The 3,010-nt window shown below is 50.3% G+C and carries 1 rRNA gene; it reads right to left on the bottom strand.

The features are described 5' to 3' along the window. Positions 1–14: 14 nt before the first annotated feature. Positions 15–2,912, bottom strand: a 23S ribosomal RNA gene (locus CLCY_RS06910). Positions 2,913–3,010: the final 98 nt, after the last annotated feature.

The following is a 3,010-nucleotide window of genomic DNA, read 5'->3' on the forward strand; positions in this document are numbered from 1 at the left end:
TTTTGAACTTAATCAAGATTAAGCCCTCGATCTATTAGTATCAGTCAGCTACACATGTCACCATGCTTACACCCCTGACCTATCAACCTTGTGTTCTTCAAGGGATCTTACCCTTACGGTGGGAAATCTTATCTTGAGGTGGACTTCGCGCTTAGATGCTTTCAGCGCTTATTCCTTCCGAACATAGCTACCCAGCTGTGCCACTGGCGTGACAACTGGTGCACCAGAGGTTCGTCCATCCCGGTCCTCTCGTACTAAGGACAGCTCCTCTCAAATTTCCTGCGCCCGCGACGGATAGGGACCGAACTGTCTCACGACGTTCTGAACCCAGCTCGCGTGCCGCTTTAATGGGCGAACAGCCCAACCCTTGGGACCGACTACAGCCCCAGGATGCGACGAGCCGACATCGAGGTGCCAAACCTCCCCGTCGATGTGGACTCTTGGGGGAGATCAGCCTGTTATCCCCGAGGTAGCTTTTATCCGTTGAGCGATGGCCCTTCCACTCGGAACCACCGGATCACTAAGCCCTACTTTCGTACCTGCTCGACTTGTCAGTCTCGCAGTTAGGCTCCCTTCTGCCTTTGCACTCTTCGAACGATTTCCGACCGTTCTGAGGGAACCTTTGGGCGCCTCCGTTACTCTTTAGGAGGCGACCGCCCCAGTCAAACTGCCCACCTAACAATGTCCCGTGACCAGATTCATGGCCTCCGGTTAGAGTTTCAGTACTGTCAGGGTGGTATCCCAAGGATGGCTCCATGGCACCTGGCGGCGCCACTTCTCAGCCTCCCACCTATCCTGTACAGACAATACCAAAACTCAATGCTAAGCTACAGTAAAGCTCTACGGGGTCTTTCCGTCCAATCGCGGGTAACCGGCATCTTCACCGGTACTACAACTTCGCCGAGTCTATTGTTGAGACAGTGCCCAAATCATTACGCCATTCGTGCGGGTCGGAACTTACCCGACAAGGAATTTCGCTACCTTAGGACCGTTATAGTTACGGCCGCCGTTTACTGGGGCTTAAGTTCAGAGCTTCGCTTGCGCTAACCCTTCCCCTTAACCTTCCAGCACCGGGCAGGCGTCAGCCCCTATACATCGTCTTACGACTTAGCAGAGACCTGTGTTTTTGCTAAACAGTTGTTTGGGCCTATTCACTGCGGCTCTATTTCTAGAGCACCCCTTCTCCCGAAGTTACGGGGTCAATTTGCCGAGTTCCTTAACAATAGTTCTCTCGCTCGCCTTAGGATTCTCTCCTCACCTACCTGTGTCGGTTTGCGGTACGGGCACCAATTTCCTCGATAGAGGCTTTTCTCGACAGCGTGAAATCAGTTGCTTCGCCCATAAGGGCTCCCCATAACACATCATCGACATCCTCCGGATTTGCCAAGAGGACCTGACTCTGTGCTTAGACATGCACTTCCATTCGCATGCTCAACCTATCCTTCTGTGTCACCCCATTTCTCAAACGGAAATTGGTGGTATCGGAATATCAACCGATTGTCCATCACCTACGCCTTTCGGCCTCAGCTTAGGTCCCGACTAACCCTGAGCGGACGAGCCTTCCTCAGGAAACCTTAGGTTTTCGGCGGGTATGATTCTCACATACCTCTCGCTACTAATGCCAGCATTCTCACTCCTGTACAGTCCACAGCTCCTTACGGTACTGCTTCTGCCCATACAGGAAGCTCCCCTACCACTTAATGTGATACATTAAATCCGCAGCTTCGGTGGTGAATTTGAGCCCCGGACATCTTCGGCGCAGGACCTCTCGACCAGTGAGCTATTACGCACTCTTTAAATGAGTGGCTGCTTCTAAGCCAACATCCTGGTTGTCTTAGAAGTCCCACATCCTTTACCACTTAATTCACACTTTGGGACCTTAGCTGGCGGTCTGGGCTGTTTCCCTTTTGACTACGGATCTTATCATTCGCAGTCTGACTCCTGGATAAAAGTCAATGGCATTCGGAGTTTGATAAGGTTCGGTAACCTATACGGCCCCTAGCCCATTCAGTGCTCTACCTCCATGACTATAATTTCCAAGGCTAGCCCTAAAGCTATTTCGGGGAGAACCAGCTATCTCCGAGTTCGATTGGAATTTCTCCGCTATCCACAGGTCATCCCATACTTTTTCAACAGTAATGGGTTCGGTCCTCCATTGAGTTTTACCTCAACTTCAACCTGCCCATGGATAGGTCACCCGGTTTCGGGTCTACAGCATGTAACTTTGTCGCCCTATTCAGACTCGGTTTCCCTTCGGCTCCGTACCTTAAGTACTTAACCTTGCTACATACCGTAACTCGCTGGCTCGTTCTACAAAAAGCACGCCGTCACTCATTAACGAGCTCCGACTGCTTGTAGGCACACGGTTTCAGGTTCTATTTCACTCCCCTTCCGGGGTTCTTTTCACCTTTCCCTCACGGTACTATACGCTATCGGTCACTGAGTAGTATTTAGCCTTGGGAGGTGGTCCTCCCAGCTTCCCACAGGGTTTCACGTGTCCCGTGGTACTCTGGAGTAGCTCTAAAGCTTTGTCATTTCATCTACCGGACTGTTACCGTCTATGGTGGGCCTTTCCAAACCTCTTCGATTACAACGCTGCTCCGTTATGAGCTATCCACAACCCCCACCCCCGAAGGGATGGGTTTGGGCTGTTTCCCTTTCGCTCGCCGCTACTTAGGAAATCGATTATTCTTTCTCTTCCTCCGGGTACTTAGATGTTTCAGTTCCCCGGGTTACCTTCATAAGGCTAATTGTTCACCTTACGATACCTGATGTTGTCAGGTGGGTTTCCCCATTCGGAAATCTATGGATCACAGTGTATTTGCCACTACCCATAGCTTATCGCAGCTTATCACGTCCTTCATCGGCTCTCAGTGCCAAGGCATCCGCCATGCGCCCTTACTAGCTTAATCTTAGTTGCAGTAAATTCGCGATTGTCATTTTAATTTCTTAAAAAGACTAATCATAAATTTATATATAAAAATAATATGCTGTGCAGTTTTCAAAGAAC

The organism is Clostridium cylindrosporum DSM 605 (genome assembly GCF_001047375.1).
GTDB classification, from domain to species: Bacteria; Bacillota; Clostridia; order Clostridiales; family Caloramatoraceae; genus Clostridium_AB; species Clostridium_AB cylindrosporum.